At 58.2% G+C, this 23,907-nt stretch carries 23 protein-coding genes; 7 read left to right on the top strand and 16 right to left on the bottom strand.

Features of this window, described 5'->3' with window-relative positions; all coding sequences use genetic code 11:
* Positions 1–27 precede the first annotated feature (27 nt).
* The 3 genes from M3P88_RS01170 to mpl all read left to right on the top strand — a co-directional run bounded on the left by M3P88_RS01170 (position 28) and on the right by mpl (position 4,032).
* Complete coding sequence (locus M3P88_RS01170) at positions 28–1,179, top strand: ATP phosphoribosyltransferase regulatory subunit (protein ID WP_249614263.1); 1,152 nt, start codon at positions 28–30, stop codon at positions 1,177–1,179.
* A gap of 34 nt (positions 1,180–1,213) precedes the next feature.
* Entirely contained in the window at positions 1,214–2,512 is a 1,299-nt protein-coding gene (locus M3P88_RS01175) for an adenylosuccinate synthase (protein ID WP_249614264.1), read from the top strand.
* 149 nt (positions 2,513–2,661) lie between these two features.
* Positions 2,662–4,032, top strand: coding sequence for a UDP-N-acetylmuramate:L-alanyl-gamma-D-glutamyl-meso-diaminopimelate ligase (mpl, locus tag M3P88_RS01180; RefSeq protein WP_249614265.1), 1,371 nt, complete (start codon positions 2,662–2,664; stop codon positions 4,030–4,032).
* An 82-nt stretch (positions 4,033–4,114) separates the two neighbouring features.
* On the opposite strand, the gene M3P88_RS01185 is transcribed toward mpl, so the two are convergent.
* The 6 genes from M3P88_RS01185 to M3P88_RS01210 all read right to left on the bottom strand — a co-directional run bounded on the left by M3P88_RS01185 (position 4,115) and on the right by M3P88_RS01210 (position 10,091).
* A complete protein-coding gene (locus M3P88_RS01185; RefSeq protein WP_283773052.1) occupies positions 4,115–5,416 on the bottom strand; it encodes a serine/threonine transporter in 1,302 nt (433 codons plus the stop codon).
* 365 nt (positions 5,417–5,781) lie between these two features.
* Entirely contained in the window at positions 5,782–6,285 is a 504-nt protein-coding gene (locus M3P88_RS01190) for a PilZ domain-containing protein (RefSeq protein WP_249614266.1), read from the bottom strand.
* Complete coding sequence (gene serB / locus M3P88_RS01195) at positions 6,282–7,139, bottom strand: phosphoserine phosphatase SerB (RefSeq protein WP_249614267.1); 858 nt, start codon at positions 7,137–7,139, stop codon at positions 6,282–6,284. The genes M3P88_RS01190 and serB overlap by 4 nt, the downstream gene beginning before the upstream one ends.
* 267 nt (positions 7,140–7,406) lie before the next feature.
* Complete coding sequence (locus M3P88_RS01200; protein WP_249614268.1) at positions 7,407–8,090, bottom strand: type 1 glutamine amidotransferase domain-containing protein; 684 nt, start codon at positions 8,088–8,090, stop codon at positions 7,407–7,409.
* Positions 8,091–8,303: 213 nt separating this feature from the next.
* Positions 8,304–9,398: an N-ethylmaleimide reductase gene (nemA, locus tag M3P88_RS01205; RefSeq protein ID WP_249614269.1), complete on the bottom strand. Its 1,095-nt coding sequence runs from the start codon at positions 9,396–9,398 to the stop codon at positions 8,304–8,306.
* 90 nt (positions 9,399–9,488) lie between these two features.
* The gene (locus M3P88_RS01210) at positions 9,489–10,091 is read right to left on the bottom strand and encodes a TetR/AcrR family transcriptional regulator (protein WP_249614270.1); all 603 of its coding nucleotides are present in this window, start codon (positions 10,089–10,091) and stop codon (positions 9,489–9,491) included.
* Between the two features lie 157 nt (positions 10,092–10,248).
* On the opposite strand from M3P88_RS01210, the gene M3P88_RS01215 reads away from it, so the two are divergent.
* Positions 10,249–11,778, top strand: coding sequence for a fumarate hydratase (locus M3P88_RS01215; RefSeq protein WP_249614271.1), 1,530 nt, complete (start codon positions 10,249–10,251; stop codon positions 11,776–11,778).
* Between the two features lie 72 nt (positions 11,779–11,850).
* On the opposite strand, the gene udk is transcribed toward M3P88_RS01215, so the two are convergent.
* From udk to iscR, 10 genes are all read right to left on the bottom strand, one after another.
* Positions 11,851–12,465 carry a uridine kinase gene (udk, locus tag M3P88_RS01220; protein ID WP_249614272.1) on the bottom strand — a complete coding sequence of 205 codons (615 nt, stop codon included), beginning with the start codon at positions 12,463–12,465 and terminating at the stop codon, positions 11,851–11,853.
* Between the two features lie 72 nt (positions 12,466–12,537).
* A complete protein-coding gene (locus M3P88_RS01225) occupies positions 12,538–13,176 on the bottom strand; it encodes a glutathione S-transferase family protein (protein ID WP_249614273.1) in 639 nt (212 codons plus the stop codon).
* Positions 13,177–13,268: 92 nt separating this feature from the next.
* Positions 13,269–13,463 (bottom strand): Fe-S cluster assembly protein IscX, encoded by a 195-nt coding sequence (gene iscX, locus M3P88_RS01230; protein ID WP_249614274.1) that lies wholly within the window; start codon positions 13,461–13,463, stop codon positions 13,269–13,271.
* A 22-nt stretch (positions 13,464–13,485) separates the two neighbouring features.
* Positions 13,486–13,827, bottom strand: coding sequence for an ISC system 2Fe-2S type ferredoxin (gene fdx / locus M3P88_RS01235; RefSeq protein ID WP_124734105.1), 342 nt, complete (start codon positions 13,825–13,827; stop codon positions 13,486–13,488).
* 12 nt (positions 13,828–13,839) lie between these two features.
* Positions 13,840–15,699 carry a Fe-S protein assembly chaperone HscA gene (gene hscA / locus M3P88_RS01240; RefSeq protein WP_249614275.1) on the bottom strand — a complete coding sequence of 620 codons (1,860 nt, stop codon included), beginning with the start codon at positions 15,697–15,699 and terminating at the stop codon, positions 13,840–13,842.
* Between the two features lie 42 nt (positions 15,700–15,741).
* Complete coding sequence (gene hscB / locus M3P88_RS01245) at positions 15,742–16,275, bottom strand: Fe-S protein assembly co-chaperone HscB (RefSeq protein WP_249614276.1); 534 nt, start codon at positions 16,273–16,275, stop codon at positions 15,742–15,744.
* A 61-nt stretch (positions 16,276–16,336) separates the two neighbouring features.
* Positions 16,337–16,660, bottom strand: coding sequence for an iron-sulfur cluster assembly protein IscA (gene iscA / locus M3P88_RS01250; RefSeq protein ID WP_249614277.1), 324 nt, complete (start codon positions 16,658–16,660; stop codon positions 16,337–16,339).
* A gap of 9 nt (positions 16,661–16,669) precedes the next feature.
* Positions 16,670–17,053 carry a Fe-S cluster assembly scaffold IscU gene (iscU, locus tag M3P88_RS01255; protein WP_124734109.1) on the bottom strand — a complete coding sequence of 128 codons (384 nt, stop codon included), beginning with the start codon at positions 17,051–17,053 and terminating at the stop codon, positions 16,670–16,672.
* A 57-nt stretch (positions 17,054–17,110) separates the two neighbouring features.
* On the bottom strand, positions 17,111–18,328 hold the full coding sequence (locus tag M3P88_RS01260; RefSeq protein ID WP_249614278.1) for an IscS subfamily cysteine desulfurase: 1,218 nt from the start codon (positions 18,326–18,328) through the stop codon (positions 17,111–17,113).
* A gap of 29 nt (positions 18,329–18,357) precedes the next feature.
* Positions 18,358–18,843, bottom strand: coding sequence for a Fe-S cluster assembly transcriptional regulator IscR (gene iscR, locus M3P88_RS01265; RefSeq protein ID WP_249614279.1), 486 nt, complete (start codon positions 18,841–18,843; stop codon positions 18,358–18,360).
* 286 nt (positions 18,844–19,129) lie between these two features.
* Between iscR and M3P88_RS01270 the strand changes: the two genes are divergently transcribed.
* The 3 genes from M3P88_RS01270 (at position 19,130) to M3P88_RS01280 (ending at position 23,863) form a co-directional block, all read left to right on the top strand.
* Positions 19,130–20,251, top strand: coding sequence for a beta-ketoacyl-ACP synthase III (locus tag M3P88_RS01270; RefSeq protein WP_249614280.1), 1,122 nt, complete (start codon positions 19,130–19,132; stop codon positions 20,249–20,251).
* Positions 20,252–20,388: 137 nt separating this feature from the next.
* Positions 20,389–21,984, top strand: coding sequence for an ABC transporter substrate-binding protein (locus tag M3P88_RS01275; RefSeq protein WP_249614281.1), 1,596 nt, complete (start codon positions 20,389–20,391; stop codon positions 21,982–21,984).
* A gap of 286 nt (positions 21,985–22,270) precedes the next feature.
* On the top strand, positions 22,271–23,863 hold the full coding sequence (locus M3P88_RS01280; RefSeq protein WP_283773053.1) for an ABC transporter substrate-binding protein: 1,593 nt from the start codon (positions 22,271–22,273) through the stop codon (positions 23,861–23,863).
* Positions 23,864–23,907: the final 44 nt, after the last annotated feature.

Consider the following 23,907-nt stretch of genomic DNA (forward strand, 5'->3'; position numbering starts at 1 on the left):
GCCTTTTATTGTGTAGCGATTTCAAATATGCGCAACTGGCTGTTACCCGAACATATTGCCGACATCCTGCCGGCAACCGCACGTCAGGTGGAGTCCGCCAAGGCGGCGATGCTGGAGCAGTTCCGCACCGCAGGCTATGAGCTGGTCTCTCCGCCTTTGATCGAATATATCGAGGCACTGGTGTCGGAAGACGATGGTGCGCTCGATATTAAGACCTTCAAGCTGGACGACCATCTGTCTGGTCGCCAGTTGGGCTTGCGTGCTGATATCACGCCGCAAGTTGCGCGTATCGACGCTCACTTGCTGTCGGAGCGTACCGGCGTCACGCGCCTGTGCTACGCCGGCAGTGTGGTGCATGCGCGTCCGAATGGTCTGATGAGCTCGCGCGAGCCTTTACAGGTGGGGGCCGAGCTTTATGGTTACGCCGGTATTGAGGCTGACCTTGAGGTGATCGGCCTGATGCTGGACGCCTTGCGCCTGGGCGGGGTGGAGAATATCCGCCTGGATGTTGGCCATATCGCGATTTTCCGTGGTCTGGTTGCCGCCGCCGCGCTGGATGGTGCGAGTGCCCGCGAACTGTTTAGCGCGCTGCAAAGCAAGGATGGCGCTACGATCCGCGAGCTGGTGGCCGGCGTGGCCGAGCCTTATCGCTCGGCTTTTATTGCCTTGCCTGAGCTATATGGTCCGGCCAGCATGCTGGAAATCGCGCGCTCGCGTCTGCCGTCGCTGCCCGAGATCGAGCTGGGCTTGATGCAGCTGTCGGCGATTGCCCGCGCTTTGCAGGGTAAGGTCGAGCTAAGCTTTGATCTGGCCGAATTGCGCAGCGGTTTCTATCATACCGGTTTGTTATTCACCGCTTATGCGCCGGGCTGGTCCGACGCGCTGGCGCGTGGCGGCCGTTACGATAATGTCGGCCGGCGCTTTGGCCGTGCGCGCCCGGCAACCGGTTTCAGTCTGGATCTGCGCGACTTGATACGTATTTTGCCTGCGCGTCATCCTGCGCGCGGCATTCGGGTGGCGGCACGCCAGTTGCCTGATGCATCCAACGAAGTCGCGCGTTTACGCGCGAGCGGCGAGATCGTGGTGCTGGATTATCTGGGCGAATCTGCCGAAGCCTTGGGTTGCGACCGTGAACTGGTGGCAATGAGCGAAGGCTGGCAGATCGTTCCGTTTCATTGAACTCATTTTGACCGAGAAGAAGAGGTTGCTTCCGATGTCCAACAAGAACGTAGTGGTAATTGGTACCCAGTGGGGTGATGAAGGCAAGGGTAAGATCGTCGATTGGCTGACCGATCACGCCGAAGCCGTGGTGCGCTTTCAGGGCGGCCACAATGCAGGTCACACCCTGGTCGTGAACGGCAAGAAGACCATTCTGCGCCTGATCCCGTCCGGCATCCTGCGCGCCGGCGTTGAGTGCTTTATCGGTAACGGTGTGGTGTTGTCGCCAGAAGCCTTGCTCAAGGAAATCGACGAGCTGCTCGCCGCCGGTGTTGATGTCGACAAGCGCCTGAAGATCGCCGAAGGCTGCCCGCTGATCCTGCCTTACCACGTTGCGCTGGATCAGGCGCGTGAACTGGCCAAGGGCGCCGGCAAGATCGGTACCACCGGTCGCGGCATCGGCCCTGCTTACGAAGACAAGGTTGCGCGCCGCGCACTGCGCGTAATCGACTTGTTCGACCGCGAGGCTTTTGCGGCCAAGCTCAAGGAAAATGTCGATTACTACAATTTCCAGCTGACCCAATACCACAAGGCCGATCCGGTTAGCTTCGAGGCCATCCTCGAGCAGACCATGCTGCTTGCCGAGCGCATCAAGCCTATGGTGGCCGATGTGTCGCGTACGCTGTACGACAAAAATGCCGCCGGCGTGCCGCTGCTGTTTGAAGGCGCGCAAGGCACGCTGCTGGACATCGATCACGGTACCTACCCGTTTGTGACCTCGTCCAACTGTGTAGCCGGTGCTGCCGCACCGGGCGCCGGTGTTGCGCCGCAGATGCTCAGCTATGTGCTGGGTATTGTTAAGGGCTACACCACCCGCGTCGGTTCGGGCCCGTTCCCAACCGAGCAGGAAAACGAAATCGGTGCTTTTCTGGCCGAGCGTGGCAATGAGTTCGGTTCGGTGACCGGCCGTCCGCGCCGTTGCGGCTGGTTCGATGCTGCCGCGCTTAAGCGCTCCATCCAGATCAATGGCGTAACCGGCTTGTGCGTGACCAAGCTGGACGTAATGGACGGCCTGAAAGAGATCAAGCTGTGCGTGGGCTATATGCTTGACGGCAAGAAGATCGACATTCTGCCATTCGGTTCGGATGCGGTTAGCAAGTGCGAGCCTATCTATGAAGTGATGCCGGGCTGGACTGAAACGACTTTCGGTACCAAAACCTGGGATAAGCTGCCAGCCAATGCCCAGGCTTACCTGACCCGTATCGCCGAAGTGTGCGGCGCGCCGGTGGCCATCGTGTCTACCGGTCCTGACCGTGAAGAAACCATCGTGCTGCAACATCCTTACGGCCTGTAAGCGCTGTTTTGCACCGACAAAAAGACCCGCTTGGCGGGTCTTTTTGCATTTTCAGCGTGAGCGAAGGGCGTCGCATGCTTGAGGGCGACGCGCTTCGTGCGTAAGCTTGCGTTTTTCGGCCTTATGGCCTTATCTACGCGACGTTTTCCATGCACATCCATATCCTAGGCATTTGTGGCACTTTTATGGGCGGTATTGCCGCCATCGCCAAGCAGGCGGGGCACCGCGTCACCGGCTGCGACACCCATGTTTACCCGCCGATGAGCAGCCAGCTCGAAGCGATGGGCATAGAGCTTATCGAAGGTTTTGGCGCCGAGCAGATTGCGCTGGAGCCGGATATGTATGTGGTCGGGAATGTGGTGACGCGCGGCAAGCCCTTGATGGAAGAGATTCTCGATCGCGGCCTGCCGTATATTTCTGGTCCGCAGTGGCTGGCCGAGCATGTCTTGCAGGGGCGCTGGGTACTGGCGGTTGCCGGTACCCATGGCAAAACGACGACTAGCGCCATGCTGGCCTGGATACTGGAAGATGCGGGTCTGGCGCCGGGCTTTTTGATTGGTGGCATTCCGGAGAATTTTGGCATTTCGGCCCGCTTGCCGGGCGCGCCGCTGCAGGATCCGGCTAGCGAAAGCCCGTTTTTCGTGATCGAGGCCGACGAGTACGATACCGCGTTTTTCGATAAGCGTTCCAAGTTTGTCCATTACCGCCCGCGCACGGCCGTGCTGAACAATCTCGAGTTCGATCACGCTGATATTTTTGCCGACCTGCCGGCGATAGAGACCCAGTTCCATCACTTGGTACGTACCGTGCCGTCCAAAGGGCTGATCGTGGCCAATGGCCGCGAGGCGGCGCTGGAGCGGGTGCTGGCGCGCGGTTGCTGGACACCGGTCGAGCGTTTTGGCGGCGAGACGGACTGGCAAGTAGGCCATGTCGACAGTGACGGCAGTTTTGAAGTCAAGCTGGATGGCGTGTTGCAGGGCGTGGTGCACTGGGGTCTGTTAGGCGAACACAACCGGCTTAACGCCATCGCGGCGATTGCCGCTGCGCGTCATGCCGGGGTAACGGTCAAGCAGGGGATCGATGCCTTGTCGCGCTTTGTGAATGTGAAGCGGCGCATGGAAGTGAAGGGTGTGGTGCGCGGGGTGACCGTGTACGATGATTTTGCCCATCACCCGACGGCGATCGCGACCACGGTTGCCGGCCTGCGTGCCAAGGTCGGCAATGCGCGCATTCTGGCGGTGCTGGAGCCGCGCTCCAATACCATGAAGCTGGGTGCCATGAAGGACGCGCTGGCAGGCTCGCTGGGCGATGCCGATCTGGTGTATTGCTATGGTGCCAATCTGGGCTGGGATCCGGCGCAGGCTCTGGCGCCTCTGGGAGAGGCGGCGGCCAGTTTTGATGATCTGGATGCTTTGCTTGCCGCTGTCGTGAGCGACGCACGGGCGGGGGATCAGATCCTGGTGATGAGTAATGGCGGCTTTGGCGGCATACACGGCAAGCTTTTGGCCGCACTCGCTTAAAGCGTGCTGCGCGATGTAAAAAAGGAGGTCCCTTGCGGAGCCTCCTTTTTTCATATCAGCACTGTGCGCTGCCGTATATCGCTTACTTGATGAAGTCGAACAGGATGGCGGTCATCGCCAGCAGACCCATTACGACAACAAACACATTGCTGATCGCGCCGCGATGTTCTTTCATCGCCGGGATCTTGCTGATGGCGTACATAGGCATCAGGTACAGGATGGCGGCGATAATCGGGCCGCCCAGTGCTTCGATCATGCCCAGGATACTAGGGTTGATCACGGCAACCGCCCAGATGGTCAGTACCATGAATACCTGGATGAAGCGGTTGATCTTCTTGGTGTCCGGGGTTTTGCCGTGGCTGCGCATCTGCTTGACGATGATGCCGTTCATGCCTTCTGCCGCGCCCAGATAGTGGCCGAAGAAGGAGGAAACGATGGCAACGAAAGCAACCAGCGGGCCGAAGTAGGAAACAAAGCCGCTGTTATGTACGTTGGCAAGGTAGGACAGGATAGGCAGGTTCTGTGCCTTGGCATCCGCCAGCTGGGCCGGGGTCAGCGACAGCACGGAAGAGAACACGAACAGCATCACGAAACCGACCAACATGAAGGAGGTGTTGCGCAGGATCTGGTCGGCCTTTTTACGGGCATGCACACCGTATTCGCGGCGCTGGGCGACGGCGAACTGGGAAATGGCAGGCGAGTGGTTAAAGGCAAAGACCAGAACCGGGATCGTCAGCCATACGGTGCCCAAGGCATCGACAGCGGACGGCATCACCATCAGTGCATCCATTTTCCAGTCAGGAATCAGATACAGCGACATAAAGGCCAGAATGCCGACCAGCGGGTACACCAAAAACTGGGTCACCTTGAGCATCAGCTTTTCGCCGGCCAGCATGACCGACATCATGCCCATGATCAGCACGATGGACAGCAGAGCGCGCGGTGGCGATTCCATACCCAGCTGGTTGACGATAAAGCTGTCTACGGTGTTGGTGATGCCGACACCGTAGATCAGAACGATAGGGTAGATCGCGAAGAAGTAGAGCAGGGTAATGGCTTTACCCGCGCCTACGCCGAAGTGCTCTTCTACCACTTCGGTGATGTCGCTGCCTTCTTTGGCCGACGAGCAGACAAAGCGCGACAGACCGCGGTGGGCGAGGAAGGTCATCGGGCCGATCAAGAGCGCCATCAGGACCAGTGGCCAGAAACCGCCCATACCGGCGTTGATAGGCAGGAACAGAATGCCGGCACCGACCGCGGTGCCGAACAGGCTGAGCATCCAGGTCGTATCGCGGCTATTCCAGGCCGGGAAAGCAGGCAGAGCGGCTTTGGCATGCGAGCCGGACGGTTTGTTGTCCGGTGTAGCGACGGCTTCGTGAGTCATGTTTGATTATCCGTAATGCGTAAATGGTTGTTGCTATTGTTTGGCGATAAAGCCTGCGCTGGATGTCAGTATCACTTGCTACTGACAGTCAATGCTGTTTGCCCGCCTGCTTATTTAGGGTTTTATGCCCGTAATTAGAATTGTTTCTATTTATTAAGATCATTTTATTATCATTTATTTATTAAGATCAATAAAAAATGAGCACTCGCAAGCAATATGCGGGTGCTCATTTTATGTCGTATGGTTTTTATTTTGTTCGATTTACGACTTTGCTTGTTCGTTTGCGGCTATTTGTATGGTTTACTAGCGTTTGTCTGGAGGTTGCAGGTGAGGACGAGTTTATATTGTTCGGAAGTGAATGCTTGTTAACGTCGGGAAATTTGTTCGCGATGACGCCGAAAAATCCATTTTTCCCACAAAGGACGGGTGTTGTCGCTTAAGGCATCCTCGATGGAGGCCGTGATCGTATAGCCTTGCGGCCCTTCGCTCTGGCAGGCCAATACCGTGGCCGGCAGGAACAGCGTGAGAGCCGAGTCGGCATGCGGGCTTAACTGCAGCAGAAGGTTCGCGCCGGGGCTTTGGTCTTGCTCGCTATGCCAGGCCAGACTATTCAGGCCCAGGCGGCAGGGGTGCAAGGGGGCACTGTCCGGATGGCGGGAGAGCAGGGCGACTTCCAGTGCCAGATCCAGTTTGGCCTCCAGACGCTGCAGTTGCGGGTCGGCATCGCTGCGCTGCTCGGTTGGGGCGGCCAGAATACGCAGGGCCAGGCGGGTCTCGCGTGCCAGCTTGGCGTTATAGTGGCTGTGTGGCGCCAGAGCCAGCGGCAGTTCTGCATCGAACGACACCGTGTCCAGTTCGGGTAGTCTCACCGTTCATCCTTTGTATCAAATAGCCCGATAACGCCTTCCAGGCCGACATGATTGATGGCGATATCGGCTTGTGCCCGCACCACGGGTTTGGCATCAAAAGCGATACCGATGCCGGCCTCACCCAGCATCAGCAAATCATTGGCACCATCGCCAATGGCAATGACCTGCTCTGGCCGCAAGCCCAAGGCGGTGCGTTTTTCCATCAATAAACTGCGTTTGGCTGCCGCATCGACAATCTCGCCCTTGATGCGGCCGGTTAAACGGCCATCGCTAATTTCAAGCTCATTGGCGTAGGCATAGTCCAGCCCCAGTTCCGCCTTGAGCCGTTCGGTAAAAAAGGTAAAGCCACCGGAAACCAGCATAAAGCGCACATCATGTGTTTTGCAGGCGGCGAGCAGGGTGCGGGCCCCCCGGGTCAGTTTAAGGCGCTCATGGTAGACGCGCATAAGCGCAGCCTCTTCCAGACCCTCAAGCAAGGCCACGCGCTCGGTCAGTGACTGGGCAAAATCCATTTCGCCGCGCATCGAGCGCTCGGTGATGGCGGCGACCTGCGGCTTCAGACCCTGCATATCGGCAATTTCATCTATGCACTCTATGGTGATCAGCGTCGAGTCCATGTCCGACACCAATAAGCCGAAGTCGGAAAAGTGCTGGCCATCCTGCATGAGTGCAATGTCGACAGCCAGTGTCTGTGCCGCCGCCATCAGCGCGCTGCGCGCTGCGGGGGAGGCGGGTGACAGACGGGCGCGGGATGCGGACAGGCGCGCTATGTGCTGGGCCCCGGCAAGGCCGGCTAGCTGTTGCAAGGCTTGATCGTTTAGTTGAGGAGCCTGGACGATAAGGTGGTAGGACATGGTGCTCACACGAGTAGGTTTGTGTGCAGATTATGCCATGTGTAAATCGGGAGCAGGGTAAGGCATGCGTGAAAACAGCAGGAAGCGGCATGGGGCGAGAAGGCGCCATGCCGCGTTATCCGGCTTAGAACCTGTTCACGATCTGCTGCGCATCGGCGATACGGCGTTAAAAACAGCTTCGAAATGCTCATGTACCACCTGTACATTCCGCTTTCTCAGCCGTTTTCGCCTTGTCTCGCCCTCGCTCGCGAGATTGTGAATACGCTCTCAGGCGTGAAGCTGATCCAGCAGTTTCTTGGCGACGGCTTCGGAGGAGGCCGGGTTCTGACCGGTGATGAGCAGGCCGTCCTGCTGGGTAAAGACACCCCAGTCAGCGCCCTTGGCGTAGAGTGCGCCCTCATTGATCAGCGCATCTTCCAAGAGGAAGGGCACGATGTGGGTGAGGCCGACGGCTTCTTCTTCGCCATTGGTAAAGCCGGTCACATGACGCCCGGCGACGAGGGGGGTGCCATCGCTTTTCTTGGCATGTAGCAGTACGGCCGGTGCATGGCAGACGGCGGCAATCGGTTTGCCCTGACGGTCAAAGGATTGCAGCAGCAAGATGGAGGCTTCGTTATTGGTCAGATCCCATAAGGGGCCATGACCGCCCGGATAGAACACGGCATCGAAGTCGGCCGCCTCGATTTCCTTGAGGGTGAGGGTATGCGCCAGTTTGTCCTGCAGCACGGTGTCGGCATTGAAGCGCACCGTGGCCGGGGTCTGGAATTCGGGCAGGGCGCTTTTCGGATCTATCGGCGGCTGCAGCCCCAAGGGGGAGGCCAGCGTCACCTCGACGCCGGCATCGTGCAGCAGATAATAGGGCGCGGCAAACTCTTCAATCCAGAAGCCGGTGCGATGGCCGGTGTCACCCAGCTTGTCGTGGCTGGTCAGAACAAACAGAACGCGTTTCATCGTGCTCTCCTTCAAAGTGGGGGGCGTGTCAGCTTGCGTGCACGGTGTGACGCATTGATGACACGGTTGCTTAGAACCTGTTCACGATCTGCTGTACATCGGCGATACGGCGTTAAAAACAGCTTCGAAATGCTCATATACCACCTGTACATTCCGCTTTCTCAGCCGTTTTCGCCTTGTCTCGCCCTTGCTCGCGAGATCGTGAACACGCTCTTACAACGCAGGGTAGTCGGTATAGCCTTCGGCGCCACCACCGTAGAGCGTCGCCGGGTTCAGCGCATTCAGTTCGGCGCCAGCTTGCAGGCGTGCCGGCAGATCCGGGTTGGCGATAAAGCTGCGGCCAAAGGCGGCGGCATCGATATAGCCTTTCTCCAGCAAGGCTTCGGCCTTGTCTGCAGTGTAGCCACCGGCACCGATAATGCATCCTGCGTAGTGCGCGCGTAGCGTCTGGCGGAAGCTGTCCTGATAGGCCGGGCCGCCGGCCCAGTCCGGTTCGGAGATATGCAGGTAGGCGAGCTTGCGTTTGGCCAGTTCGTCCGCCAGATAAATCGCCATTTCTTCCTGATCGACATCGGATAGGCCATTGAATACCCCGAGCGGCGAGATGCGGATGCCAACGCGATCGGCAGACCATTCGGCGACGACGGCATCAACCACTTCCAGCAGGAGGCGGGCGCGGTTGGCAACACTGCCGCCATAGGCGTCGGTGCGGGTGTTGGCTTCAGGCGACAGAAACTGGTTGAGCAGATAGCCGTGGGCGCCATGGATTTCGACCAGATCGAAGTCGGCGCGGCGCGCATTGTCGGTGGCGCGGCGGTAGTCTTCCAGTAGGTCTTCTATTTCGGCGGTTTCCATGGCACGCGGGGTGGAGCAGGGCGCGCGTACCAGCTCTCCATTTTCATTGCGGATATTGGTATTGCTTTGAGCGGTGATGGCCGAAGGCGCCAGCGGTGCTTCACCGCCAGGCTGTACGCTGACGTGGGAAATCCGGCCGGTGTGCCATAGCTGGATGGCCATCAGGCCGCCTGCGGCATGCACCGCCTGATTGATGTCGCACCAAGCGGCAACCTGCGCTTCGCTATAAATGCCGGGCGCGCCGGCATAGCCTTTGGCGGTGGGCGAAATATGGGTGCCTTCGTTGATAATCAGGCCGGCACTGGCGCGCTGCACATAATAGTCGCGTGCCAGTGACGTTGGCAGATCGCCCGGCTCGGTGTTACGCAAGCGAGTCAAGGGGGCCATCAAAACGCGGTTTTTCAGGGTGACGGCACCCATAGTCAGCGGGGTGAACAGTTTGTCGAGTTGCATGCTTTTTTCCTTGATTAGACCGGTCGGCTAGTTGCTATGTGTGCCAGTACATCGAAAAATGGCTGGCAGTTTGGTTTAAGGGGGAATCTCTTAGGGTTCAGGCTGCAGGCGGTGTGCTGTTTCGGCTAGCAGGCGGCGTAACGGCGTGCTGTTGCGTGCCACCTTGCTGAGCAAAGCCATGCCCAGCCAGTTGGCGTAGAGCGATTCGGCCAGTTCTGCCGGCTGGGGGTGAGCGGCCAGAGATCCTTCTGCGATGCCAGCCTGAATGGCATGAGCCAGACGAGCGATGACCTGATCCATGCCGCGCTTGAGCACTTCACGCATGGGCTCGGACAGATCGGAAACTTCGGCTGACAGCTTGACCGCCAGGCAGGTATTGCTGTGGTCGTGGCTCTCGGCGCGTTCGACCCAGCGCGCAAAGTAGGCCAGCAGACGTTCGCGCTGGTTGCCGGGGGCGTTCTCGCCAAGGCCAAGCTGCAATTGATCGTCGTAATCGGTGAAGTAGCGGCTAAGCAGGGCGACGCCGAAGTCTTCTTTCGACTTGAAATAGTGGTAGAACGAGCCCTTGGGGACGCCGGCTTCGCGCAGCAGTTCGGATAAGCCGAGTGCGGTAAAGCCGCGGTGCTGGATCAGCATCTCGCCGGTATCAAGGATATGGGCCTGTGTGTCAGGGTAAAGCGGGTGTCTGGACATAAAACGCATCTTATTAGACCGGTCGTCTAATTGCAAGCGCCATAATCAGGCGTGACGTATATCGTATGGGCATTCTACAATAGCGGCCAATGATGAAACAGGCCGTGCCCTGTTGCTGCGGGGCAACGGTCTGAAGCCCAAACCATGGAGAAACCCGATGCGCCCTATCCGTCAGGATGATTTTATCCAGAGCATTGCCGACGCTTTCCAGTACATCTCGTATTACCACCCCAAGGACTTTATCGACGCGCTGTACGCCGCCTATCTGGCGGAAGAAAGCCCGGCCGCCAAAGACGCGATGGCACAGATTCTGGTCAACAGCCGCATGTGCGCCGAGGGCCATCGTCCTATCTGCCAGGATACCGGTATCGCTGTGGTCTTTCTGAAGGTCGGCATGAATGTGCGCTGGGACGCGACCCTGTCGGTGCAGGAGATGGTGAATGAGGGCGTGCGCCGTGCCTACCTCAACCCGGACAATAAACTGCGTGCTTCGGTGCTGCTTGACCCGGCGGGTAAGCGCAGCAACAGCAAGGATAATACCCCGGCCGTGGTGCACTACGAGATTGTCGAGGGCGATCACGTTGAGGTGATCTGCGCAGCTAAGGGCGGCGGCTCGGAGAACAAGTCCAAGTTCGTGGCACTGAATCCGTCCGACTCGCTGGTTGACTGGGTGCTCAAGACCATTCCGACCATGGGGGCCGGCTGGTGTCCGCCGGGCATCCTCGGCATCGGTATCGGCGGCACACCGGAAAAATCCATGCTGCTGGCCAAGGAAAGCCTGATGGGGCCGGTGGACATCCATCTGGTCAAGGAAAAAGCCGCCCGTGGCGAGATGCTGACCCGGGTAGAAGAGCTGCGTCTGGAGCTGCTGGAAAAAATCAATGCGCTGGGTATCGGCGCACAGGGCTTGGGCGGCTTGACCACGGTGCTGGATGTGAAAATCATGGATTACCCAACCCATGCCGCCTCCTTGCCGGTAGCGATGATCCCCAACTGCGCCGCCACGCGCCATGTGCATTTCCATCTCGATGGCAGCGGTCCTGCCGTGCTGGAAGCGCCCAAACTGGAAGACTGGCCGGATATTCCGTATGACAACGCCGCTGGCCGCCGCGTCAATCTGGATACCGTCACCCGCGAGGAAGTGGCCAGCTGGAAGCCGGGTGAAGTGCTGCTTTTGAACGGCAAGATGCTGACCGGCCGCGATGCCGCGCATAAGCGCATCGTCGATATGCTGAACAAGGGCGAGAGACTGCCGGTGGATCTGGCTGGCCGCTTTATTTATTACGTGGGCCCGGTTGATCCGGTCGGTGACGAAGTCGTTGGCCCGGCCGGCCCGACGACCGCGACCCGTATGGACAAGTTTACCGAGCAGGTGCTGGCTGAAACCGGCCTCTTGGGCATGATAGGCAAGGCCGAGCGCGGCCCGGCAGCGATAGAGGCGATCAAGAAGCATCAGTCGGTGTATCTGATGGCGGTGGGCGGTTCGGCCTATCTGGTGTCCAAGGCGATCAAGGCTTCGCATGTGGTCGGCTTTGCCGATCTGGGCATGGAGGCGATTTACGAGTTCGAGGTGAAAGACATGCCGGTGACAGTGGCCGTCGATAGCCAGGGCACGTCGGTGCACGCAACCGGCCCGGCAGAGTGGCGCGTCAAGATCGGCAACAAGATTCCGCTCAAGACGGCCTGATCTAAGGGTGAAATAGAAAAAGCCGGAATGCGTTCCGGCTTTTTTGCGTAGTGTCCTGCCCAAGGCAGACCCTTACTTCAGCAGATTGCCCACCCGTGCGGTAATCAGGTCGACGGCCGGGTCGTTGACGCCATGCGGCAGAATGACGTCGGCGAAGCGTTTGGTCGGTTCGACAAACTGGTTGTGCATCGGGCGTACCGTGCCCAGATATTGTTCGATCACGCTGGCCATGGTGCGGCCACGCTCGGCAATATCGCGCTCCAGGCGGCGGATAAAACGTACATCGCCGTCGGTGTCGACAAAGATCTTCAGCGACATCAGGTCGCGTAGCGCCTGATCGTACAGGGCAAAAATACCTTCGATTACGATGACCGGCGCGCTGACCACGGTCTCGGTCTGCGGGGCACGGGTATGGTTGGCAAAATCGTAGATCGGCATCTCGATGGGGACGCCGTTTTTCAGCGCATCGATGTGTTCGATCAATAGCGGCCAGTCAAAGGCGTGCGGATGGTCGTAGTTGGTGTGCAGACGCTGTTCCATCGTCAGATGGCTCTGGTCGCGATAGTAGTTGTCCTGAATGATGACGGCTGCCTTGTCGCTGCCTATGGTTTCAACGACTTTGCGGGTGACGGTGGTCTTGCCGCTACCGCTGCCACCGGCCACGCCGATGATAAAGGGTGTACTCATAATGCTGCTCCCGAATAAGCGCGACAGTTTAGCAAACTCTAATGAATGGCGCGCCGTCCCCTGGCGGAAAAATCAACTATCCTTGCCATCCTGCTCGGCCCTGGCTTCGGCGATCCATTGCTGCATGGCCGGTAGCGCCCGGATATGGTCGGCGTAAGCCTGAGCCAGCGGAGGCAGACTTACACCATAGCTGGCAAAGCGCAGCGCTACCGGCGCATACATCGCGTCGGCGATGGTGAAGCCGCCAAACAGGAAGGGACCGCCATCCTGATGGTCATGGCGCAGCGATTGCCAGATTTCACTGATACGCTTTATATCGGCCTGGGTGGCCTCATCAAAGCTCAGGCCACTATATTGCGCGACCACATTCAGCGGCAGGTTCTGGCGTAGCGCGCTAAAGCCCGAATGCATCTCGGCGGCAATGGCACGCGCGGTGGCGCGGTCGGCGGCTTCGCGCGGCCAGAGGCCGGCAGCAGGAAAACACTCGGCCAGATACTCGCAAATAGCCAGCGAATCCCAGATGCACAACTGGTGGTCGAGCAGTGCCGGCACCTTGCCGCTGGGGCTGAACTTCAGGATGTGCGCGTGTGTGTCCGGCTGGTACAGGCGCAACGGAATTTCTTCGAACGGTTCGGCCAGCATTTTGAGAACCAGCCACGGACGCAGTGACCAGGAGGAGAAATTCTTGTCGGCGATAACCAGTCTGAACATGGCGGAGGCTCCTGTGGGCAAATAATGCATTCTAGATGAAAAAACACCCCGTGCAGAACGGGGTGTCAATCAAAATTCGCTTGCTGCCGGCCTTACTCGGCCTCGTCTATCCAGGCTTGCTGAATCGCTTCCAGTACTTTTTCGCCGCCACGGCTGTGGTCGTCGTCAAAGTCGGGCAGGGCGACCACCCAGTTGTGCAAGTCAGTAAAGCGCAGGGCTTTCGGATCGACATCGGGATGGGTGTCGTACAGCTCGGCAGCGATGTCGTGAATGTCAGACCATTTCATGGCGCTCTCCAGTGTCGTAGGCTCAGTGGTGTTCGCGGGCGTGGTTGATGGTGTAGCGCGGGATCTCGACCACCAGATCCTGTCCGTCGACCAGTGCCTGGCAGGACAGGCGCGACTGCGCTTCCAGCCCCCAGGCCTTGTCCAGCATGTCTTCTTCCAGCTCGTCGGCTTCGTTCAGCGATTCGCCGCCTTCGCGCACGATGACATGGCAGGTGGTGCAGGCACATGATTTTTCACAGGCGTGCTCGATCTCGATATCGTGGGCCAACAGGGCATCGCAGATGCTGGTGCCGTTGGCGACATCGTCCAGTACGGCGCCATCCGGGCACAGGTCGGCGTTGGGGAGCACGATAATACGGGGCATGACAGTCAGTCCTTAGAGTTCTGCAATATTGTGGCCTTTAAGCGCGCGGCGGATATTGCGATCCATGCGGCGTGAGGCAAAGGTATCGGTCGCGCGGTTCAGCGCGGCGGTGGCTTCGTTGATAGCGCGGGTATGGCTCTGGGTTATTGCACTGTCTACCGCATTCAGGCAGGTATCGACCTGTGCGCGCTCTGTGTCGTCCAGCAAGTCGCCATCGCTTTGCAGCGCAGTGCGGGTGACATCCATCAGGCTTTGGGCATCGACGATGGCCTCACGCAGTTTGCGTGCCTGGATATCATCCTGCACATGGTCCATGGACTCGGTCAGCATGCGGCTGATATCGTCATCCGACAGGCCATAAGACGGCTTGATGGTGATGCTGGCCTCCACGCCCGAGGTGAGTTCACGGGCGAACACCGACAGCAGGCCATCGGCGTCGATCTGGAAGCTGATGCGGATGCGGGCGGCACCGGCCACCATGGGCGGAATGCCGGTCAGTACAAAGCGGCCCAGCGAGCGGCAATCCGCCACCAGTTCGCGCTCGCCCTGCAGCACATGAATGCTCATGGCCGTCTGGCCATCTTTGAAGGTGGTGAACTCCTGCGCCCGGGCGACCGGCAAGGTGGTATTGCGCGGGATGATTTTCTCGGTCAGCCCGCCCATGGTTTCGATGCCCAGCGACAGCGGATTCACATCCAGCAGCAGCCAGTCGTCCCCCTGCTTATTGCCCGCCAGCACATTGGCCTGAATGGCGGCGCCCAGCGCAACCACCTTGTCCGGGTCGAGGTTGGTCAGTGGCGGCTGGCCGAAGAACTGGCCGACGGCCTGCTGGATGGCCGGCATGCGTGTGGCGCCGCCCACCATGACCACGCCGGCAATATCGGCCGCCGCGATGCGTGCGTCCCGCAGTGCCTTGCGCATGGGGAGTAGTGTCTTGTCGATCAGGGTGCGGGTGATGCTGTGAAAGGTGTCCTGCAGCAGCACAAGGTCCAGCGCCTGGCCATCGGACAGAATGGCGGTAATGCGGGCATCGCTGTGTTCGCTCAGGTGTTCCTTGGCTTCGCGTGCGCGGGTCAGCAGCAAGCGGGTATCCTGGGCATTCAGGCCGGACAGGCCGGCTTCGGCCAGTATCCAGCAATAGATGCGGTGGTCGAAGTCATCCCCGCCCAAGGCGGCATCGCCGCTGGTGGACAGCACTTCGAATACGCCACGGGTCAGCTTGAGAATGGATACGTCCAGCGTGCCGCCACCCAGATCATAGACGGCGTAAGTGCCTTCGGAAGCGTTGTCCAGCCCATAGGCGATCGCCGCCGCCGTGGGTTCGTTCAACAGGCGCAAGACATGCAGGCCGGCCAGGCGAGCGGCGTCCTTGGTGGCCTGACGCTGCGCATCATCGAAATAAGCCGGGACGGTGATGACGGCCCCGGTCAGCTCGCCGCCCAGGCTCGCTTCTGCGCGCAGGCGCAGGGTCTTGAGAATTTCGGCCGAGACTTCGACCGGGCTTTTGGCGCCGCTATGGGTCTGGATCTGCAACATGCCCGGCGTATCGATAAAGCGGTAGGGCAGGGACGCCGCTTCGGCGATATCGGACAGGCTGCGCCCCATAAAGCGTTTGGTCGAAACGATGGTGTTATGCGGGTCGCGGCTTTGCTCGGCTTGTGCCTCGATGCCGACTACGCTCTGGCCGTCGCTCAGATAGCGCACGACCGAGGGCAGCAGACTGCGGCCGTGGGCATCGGGCAGGACGGTTGCCGTGCCGCTGCGTACGGTAGCGACCAGGGAGTTGGTGGTGCCAAGGTCGATGCCGACGGCGAGGCGATGCTGATGAGGTGCTGCTGACAGGCCGGGTTCGGCTATTTGCAATAGGGCCATGGCGTCTTCGGGTCTTTGTCGTGCGAGCGTAAACCCGCGTTTCTAGTACAGCAGCGCTTCGATGGCGTCGCCGGTGTCCTGCTCGATTTTTTCCAGGAAGCGCAATTTTCGCACTAAAACCGCTGCGCCTTCCAGATCGTGTTCGTTGTCTATGCCTTGTGTCAGTGCCGTTTCCAGTTCGCGCATATCGCTCTGAATCTCGCGCGACAACTTTTCCAGTGCCTCGATATCGCTGTCAGCCTTGGCATCGGCCAGTGCCTCATGCCACTCCATCTGCAACATCAGAAAGTCGGCCGGCATGCTGGTGTTGGTTTCTTCCTGCGTATCCACGCCGGCGAGCGACAGCAGATAGCGTGCGCGCGAAATCGGCTTTTTCAGCGTCTGATAGGCTTCATTGACGCGGGTCGCCACCATCAGTGCGCGGCGCCGCTCCGCGTCCGGCGCGCTGGCAAAGCGGTCCGGGTGCACTTCGGCGGCGATGGTGCGCCAGTTGCGCTCAAGCAAGGCCAGATCCAGCGCGAAGCGCTGCGGCAGGGCGAACAGCGCAAAGTAGTCCTGGGTAAAGTCGGAATTCATGGCAGTCCTGCAGGGCGCGAGCCCCGTTTATGGGTGTATCCGGCCGTGGCCGGATACACTGTCAGACATTAAAGCTTTCGCCGCAGCCGCACTCGTTCTTGACGTTGGGGTTGTTGAACTTGAAGCCTTCGTTCAGCCCTTCCTTGGCAAAATCAAGCTCGGTGCCATCCAGATAGGCCAGACTCTTGGCATCGGTAAACACGGTCACGCCATCGTTCTCGAAGGTGATGTCGTCTTCGCTGGGTACATCGACAAATTCGAGTTTGTAAGCCATGCCCGAGCAGCCGGAGGTCTTGACACCCAGACGGATGCCCAGACCCTTGCCGCGTTTGGCAATGAAGTTGCGGATATGATCAGCAGCGGCTTGAGTCAGGGTAATCGCCATGATGTCTCCTTATTGACCGTGTTTTTGCTTGTAGTCGCTGACGGCCGCCTTGATGGCGTCTTCGGCGAGTATCGAGCAGTGGATCTTGACCGGTGGCAGGGCCAGTTCTTCGGCGATTTCAGTATTTTTGATGGCCATCGCCTGATCCAGCGTCTTGCCCTTGACCCATTCGGTCACGAGCGAGGACGAGGCAATGGCAGAGCCGCAGCCATAGGTCTTGAATTTGGCATCTTCGATCACGCCATCGGCGCCGACCTTGATTTGCAGCTTCATCACGTCGCCGCAAGCCGGTGCACCGACCATGCCGGTGCCGACCGTGTCGTCGCCTTTTTCAAAGGCGCCGACATTGCGCGGGTTTTCATAGTGGTCGAGGACTTTTTCGCTATAAGCCATGGTATTTCTCCTTGTTGCCGGTTCGGGCCGCTATTTGCCGGCCCGTGTCCGTCGATGTCAGTGTGCAGCCCACTGGACGGTATTCAGATCCACCCCGTCCTTGAACATTTCCCACAGCGGGGACAATTCGCGCAGTTTGCCGATTTTCTCTTTGAGCAGCTTGATGGCGTAGTCGATTTCTTCTTCGGTGGTAAAGCGGCCGATGGTGAAGCGGATGGAGCTGTGCGCCATCTCGTCATTGCGTCCCAGTGCGCGCAGCACATAGGAAGGCTCGAGCGAAGCCGAGGTACAGGCCGAGCCGGAGGATACGGCCAGATCCTTGATCGCCATAATCAGGCTTTCGCCTTCGACAAAATTGAAGCTGACATTGAGGTTGTGCGGCACACGCTGTTCGACGTCGCCGTTGATATACACCTCTTCCATATCCTGAATGCCGTGCCACAGACGGTCGCGCAGCATACGGATGCGTTCGTTTTCGGCGTGCATGTCCATGCGGGCAATGCGGAAAGCCTCGCCCATGCCGGCGATCTGGTGTGTGGCCAGGGTGCCGGAGCGGAAGCCACGCTCATGGCCGCCGCCGTGCATCTGCGCTTCCAGACGGACGCGCGGTTTGCGGCGGATATACAGGGCGCCGATGCCTTTAGGCCCATACGTTTTGTGCGCCGAGAAGCTCATCAGGTCGACCTTGAGTTTGTCCAGATCGATATCAACCTTGCCGGTGGCTTGCGCCGCATCGACATGGAACAGGATGCCTTTTTCACGGCACAACTCGCCAATGGCGGGGATGTCCTGAATGACGCCGATTTCGTTATTGACGAACATGACCGACACCAAAATGGTGTCCGGACGGATCGCGGCTTTGAGAGCCTCCAGATCGATCAGACCATTTTCCAGCACATTGAGGTAAGTGACCTCAAAGCCCTGACGCTCCAGCTCGCGCATGGTGTCAAGAATGGCCTTGTGTTCGGTCTTGACCGTAATCAGGTGTTTGCCCTTGGTTTTGTAAAACTGGGCCGCGCCCTTGAGGGCCAGATTGTTGGACTCGGTTGCGCCCGAGGTCCAGACGATTTCCTTGGCGTCACAACCCACCAGCTTGGCCACTTCGACCCGTGCGTTCTCTACCGCCGCTTCAGCCTCCCAGCCAAAAGGATGGCTGCGCGAAGCGGGGTTGCCGAATTTTTCGGTCAGGTAGGGAATCATCACCTCGGCCACACGCGGGTCTATCGGCGTGGTGGCGGAGTAGTCGAGGTAAATGGGAAGCTTGAGCTGGCTCATGTTTGAATTCTCCGAATGGGTGCCGGCGCTTAAAGGGCGCTGGTTGTGGCCTCGGCATGCGCCCTGTGCTTTGGCGACTCGCGTTGGTCCTGCATTACATTGACTTCTTTGGCGCGCTGCTTGTCGACCAGACTGCCCAGGCTGATTTTGGACAGGTAGTCGTATAAGGTGGCGTTCAGTTCGGTCCATAAGTCGTGCGTCATGCAGCGCTGGCTGCCACGACAATTTTCCTTGCCGCCACACTGGGTGGCATCGACCGGCTCATCCACGGCCGCGATGATTTGGGAGACTGAAATACTCTCAGCCTCACGAGCCAGTGTGTAGCCGCCGCCCGGTCCGCGCGTGCTTTCAACCAGCTCAGAGCGCCTGAGCTTGCCGAATAATTGTTCCAGATACGACAGGGAAATGCCTTGGCGCTCGCTGATGCCGGCCAGCGTGACCGGCCCGCCGGCTTCGCGCATGGCGAGATCGAGCATGGCGGTGACGGCGAAGCGTCCTTTGGTAGTCAGGCGCATGGTGTGGTGTTCTCCCTGTCTTTGCTGCTTTTATATAGTTTCGCAATCCCAAGCGGATTATGCCAATACCCGAGTGTTTTGGTCAAGTATTGACTGCGAAAGTTTTTATGCGCGCTGTATAAGGCAGGGGAAGACTGGAAACCCGATAATTTTACTAGGAATAATGCTGTTCCGGGAGGGTTTTATTGCTGTTTATTGCAAGGCGTGGTGTATTATCGCTCAGATAATACTTGTGTATAACATTGATAACGGCAGGCGTTGTTGTGCCGGCCATGGAGCTTTTTGCATGAACAAGGTTGTGATCAGCGGGACCGGTCTGTTTACGCCGCCCAATGCCGTCAGTAATGAGCAGCTAGTGGCCGCATTCAATGCCTATGTACAGGCTTTTAATGCTGAAAATCAGGCCGCGATTGCCGAGGGCCGCGTGGCGGCATTGGCCGAGTCTAGTGCCGAGTTCATTATCAAGGCGTCCGGCATTCACCAGCGCTATCTGATGGATGCAAACGGGGTACTCGATCCTGCGCGTATGACGCCCCATTTGCCCGAGCGCAGCAATGACGAGCTGTCCATCCAGGCCGAAATGGCGGTGGCTGCCGCGCGCGAAGCACTGGCGAATGCCGGGAAAACGGCTGCCGATATCGATATGGTGATTGTGGCCTGCTCCAATATGCAGCGTGCTTACCCGGCCATGGCGGTCGAGGTGCAACAGGCTTTGGGGATAGCCGGCTACGGTTATGATATGAATGTGGCTTGCTCGTCGGCGACGTTCGGCATTCAGGCGGCCGTCAATGCGATCTCGGCCGGCGCTGCGCGCGCGGTCTTGATGGTGAATCCGGAAATCTGTTCGGCCCACCTGAATTTCCGCGATCGTGACAGCCATTTCATCTTTGGTGACGCAGCCACCGCCGTGGTGCTGGAGCGTGCCGATCTGGCCACTTCAGCCCAGCGCTTCGAGATTCTGGGCTGCAAACTGGCGACCCAGTTCTCCAATAATATCCGCAATAATGCCGGTTTCCTGAACCGCTGCGACGAGGCCGGCATTGGTGCGCCGGACAAGCTGTTTGTGCAGCAGGGACGCAAGGTATTCAAGGAAGTGTGCCCTATGGTGGGGGAGCATATTGTGTCTCATCTGGCGAACCTTGCGATCGCGCCGGAATCGGTGCGCCGTTTCTGGCTGCATCAGGCCAATCTGGCGATGAATCAGCTGATCTCGCGCCGCGTCCTCGGCCGCGAGGCCACACTGGACGAAGCGCCGGTGATTCTGGACCGCTATGCCAACACCAGTTCGGCCGGCTCGGTGATCGCTTTTCACCTTTACCACGCCGATATGGCGGCAGGTGAGGTTGGCGTATTGTCTTCCTTTGGTGCCGGCTACTCGGTGGGCAGTGTGGTGCTGCGTAAAATCTGACTCATCAAAAGTATACAAAATACATTTGGCGCGAAGTATTTTGTTGCAAATGACATCATTGTTGCTTAGTGTTCTTCTCTATGTGCCCGGCGTATGCGCCGGGTACTTTCCACACACGGGAATCATGAGGAGAAACCATGAAGACAATGACACGTGTTTTGCTCGCTGCCGGCCTGATCGCCGGTGCCCAGTTGGCCCATGCTGCAGGTGGCACGCTGATCTACTGCTCTGAAGCCAGTCCTGAAGGCTTTGATAATGCCCAATATACCGGTGGCAACAGCTTTGATGCTTCCGGTCATCCGCTGTACAACCGTCTGGTCGAATTCGAACAAGGCTCGACCAAACTGCAGCCAGGTCTGGCGGAAAGCTGGACCGTATCCCCTGACGGCAAGGTCTATACCTTCAAGCTCAGAAAAGGCGTCAAATTCCACACCACCGAAAACTTCAAGCCGACACGCGACTTTAACGCCGACGATGTGGTGCTGAGTTTTGACCGCATGGTCAACAAGAACAACGCCTTCCGTAAAGCCTATCCGGTCGAGTTCCCGTACGCCTCCGATACCGGTCTGGACGCCAATATTGTTTCGGTCGAAAAGGTGGATCCAAACACGGTGCGCTTCACGCTAAAAGAACCGGATGCCGATTTGCTGGCCAAGATCGCCATGCCGTTCGCGTCGGTGTTGTCTGCCGAGTATGTGGGCCAGTTGATGGCAGCGGGCAAGGCCGGCGACATCAACCAGAAGCCGGTCGGTACCGGTCCGTTCGTGCTTAAGCGTTACCAGAAAGACGCACAGATCCGCTACGCCGCCAATAAGGATTACTGGAAGAAGGGCGCGGTCAAAATCGACAATCTGGTCTACGCCATCACCACCGACCCATCGGTGCGCTACCAGAAGATGAAGGCCGGCGAGTGCCAGATCATGTCTTATCCCAAGCCGACCGACCTTGCCGGTATGAAGGCGGACCCCAAGCTCAAAATGACGAGTTCGCAGGGCTTTAATATCGGCTATCTGTCGTACAACGTAGAAAAGCCGCAATTGAAGAATCCGGCGGTGCGCAAGGCGCTGGATATGGCGATCAACCGCAAGGCCATTATTGATGCCGTGTATCAGGGCCAGGGCATTGAGGCATCCAATCCGATTCCGCCGACCTTGTGGTCGTATAACAAGTCGCTGAAAAATCCGGCATTTGACCCGGCCAAAGCCAAGGCAGAATTGGCCAAGGCCGGCTACCCCAATGGTTTCGAGATCACCTTGTGGGCGATGCCGGTGCAGCGCCCATACAATCCGAATGCCAAGCTGATGGCCGAGATGATTCAGGCCGACTGGGCCAAGATTGGCGTCAAGGCCAAGATCCAAAGTTACGAGTGGGGTGAGTACCTCAAGCGCATGAAGAACGGCGAGCACGATACCGGCCTGATTGGCTGGACCGGTGACTACGCCTCGCCTGACAACTTCCTCGGCGTGCTGCTGACTTGCGAAGCGGTAGGTGGCTCCAACTATGCACGCTATTGCAGCAAGGAGTTCGATCAGCTGGTACTGGCGGCGCGCAAGTCGACCAATCTGGCCGAGCGCACCAAGCTGTATGCCAAGGCACAGGAAGTGTTCAAGCGTGACATGCCGTGGTCGACCATTGCCCATTCGACCGTCAACCAGCCTATGCGCAAGGAAGTGAACGGCTTCAAGATCAGTCCGTTCGGTGACTACACCTTCCAGAATGTCAGCGTGAAGTAAGTCTGCTGCGAGGGCGCGAGCGCCCTTGAACTGCCCAGCCCCCTGCATGATTTGCCGGGGGCTGTTTTGTTAGAACAGCAATCATTCGTAATCGTTATATTGATAATAATCAGTTGCTTATCTTTTATGGCATTAAATTGCGAGGTTTTAATTCCTAATGGCATATTTTTGATATTATTCTGCGGCAACCACTTGTCAATCTCATTGTAATTAAATAATGTATTTTGAATGCAGCGTGCGTAATCAGACTGCAGCCATCCTATCCAAAAGAGAAGTGGAATTGATCATGAAAAAAACCAGGAAATTACTGATCGCTGCCGGCTTGCTGGCCAGCGCCGCAGCCAGCCAGGCGGCGGGAACACTGATTTATTGCTCGGAAAGTAGTCCGAGTGGTTTTGATCCGGCACAGTATCTGTCGGGCGCCGATTTCGATGCCTCGGCCGAAACCGTTTTCAACCGTCTGGTCGAATTCGAGCGCGGCGGTACCAAGGTGATTCCGGGTCTGGCCGAGTCGTGGACTATTTCCCCGGATAACAAGGTCTACACTTTCAAGCTGCGTCGTGGCGTGAAGTTCCACAGCAACGACAGCTTCAAGCCAGCGCGCGACTTTAACGCTGACGATGTGCTGTTTACTTTCCAGCGCATGCTCGACAAGAACCATCCTTTCCGCAAGGCCTACCCGACCGAATTCCCTTATTTCACCGATATGGGCTTGGACGGCAATATCAGCAAAGTCGAGAAGGTCGACCCGCAGACCGTACGTTTTACGCTGAAGAGTGTTGATGCGGCTTTCATCCAGAACCTGGCGATGAGCTTTGCGTCTATCCAGTCTGCCGAATACGCTGACCAGTTGTTGAAATCGGGCAAGGCATCGGATCTTAATCAGAAACCGATCGGTACCGGTCCTTTCGTATTCCGCCGCTATCAGAAGGATGCACAGATCCGTTACAGCGGCAACAAGCAATACTGGAAGCCGGCCGATGTCAAGCTGGACAATCTGGTGTTCGCCATCGTGACCGACCCGTCGGTGCGTGCCCAGAAGCTTAAAAAAGGCGAGTGCCAAGTGACGGTTTATCCGCGTCCGGCCGATTTGCCATCGATCAAGGCCGACCCGAAAATCGCCGTTATTTCCAAGCCGGGCTTTAACCTGGGCTATGTGGCTTACAACGTGAAAAAGCCGCAACTGGCCAAGCTGGAAGTACGCCAGGCGCTGGATATGGCGATCAACAAGAATGCGATCCTGACGGCGGTTTATCAGGGGGCCGGGCAAAAGGCCGATAACGCATTGCCACCGACCCAGTGGTCTTACAACAAGGCCATCAAGTCCAGCGCCTATGATCCGGCCAAGGCCAAGGCTTTGCTCGCCAAAGCAGGCTACCCGAATGGTTTCGAGATGACCTTGTGGGCGATGCCGGTACAGCGTCCGTATAACCCCAACGCCAAACTGATGGCGGAGATGATGCAGGCGGACTACGCCAAAATCGGCGTCAAGGCCAAGATCGTCACTTATGAGTGGGGCGAGTATATGAAGCGCGCCATGAAGGGCGAACATGACGCCATCCTGATCGGCTGGACCGGAGACAATGGGGATCCGGATAACTGGATGAACAATCTGTATGGTTGCGATTCGGTGTCCGGTAGCAATTACTCCAAGTGGTGCTACAAGCCGTTTGACGATTTGGTACAAAAGGCCAAGGTCACCACCAATGTCGCCGAGCGCAGCAAGCTGTACGCCAAGGCACAGGAGATTCTCAAGTCGCAAGTGCCGATCACGCCGATTGCCCACTCGACGATCAATCAGCCGGTACGCAAGAATGTAGAAAACTTCAAGGTCAGCCCGTTTGGCCTGAATGCGTTCTATGGCGTGGGTGTGAAGTAATCATCGCGTTTAAATCCCTGCCGGCAGTCGCGGCAGGGCGCAGC

This window comes from Craterilacuibacter sp. RT1T (assembly GCF_023502145.1).
GTDB lineage: Bacteria > Pseudomonadota > Gammaproteobacteria > Burkholderiales > Chromobacteriaceae > Craterilacuibacter.